1 protein-coding gene is annotated in these 324 nt (G+C 36.4%); it reads right to left on the minus strand.

Annotated features, from left to right (window positions below):
• A partial coding sequence (locus C1E99_RS03145) for a response regulator transcription factor (RefSeq protein ID WP_161951140.1) occupies nucleotides 1-324 on the minus strand: 324 nt, incomplete at both ends.

The following is a 324-nucleotide window of genomic DNA, read 5'->3' on the forward strand; positions in this document are numbered from 1 at the left end:
CGATCTACTACTGAAATAGTAGTGTCACTGTCAAATCCCCAAATACGGTCAAAAATTTGAGTTTTTGGTAAGATAACATTTTGATTTTGCAAGAAGTAGACTAGTAGATCGAATTCTTTTCCTAGCAATTCAACTTCTTCGCCATTTACAGTTGTAGAGTTTGTCGATAAGTCAACGGTCACGTCCCCAAAAGTTAGGGTGTTTTCATTAAACTTACCTGCTCGTTTTAATAGAGCTTGAATTCGCATCTTCAATTCTTCTAAATAAAACGGTTTTGTCAAGTAGTCATCAGCTCCCAATTCAAAACCATGGCCTTTATCCTCT

Origin of the sequence: Streptococcus suis, assembly GCF_002964045.1 — a bacterium.
In the GTDB taxonomy this organism is placed as follows: domain Bacteria; phylum Bacillota; class Bacilli; order Lactobacillales; family Streptococcaceae; genus Streptococcus; species Streptococcus suis_U.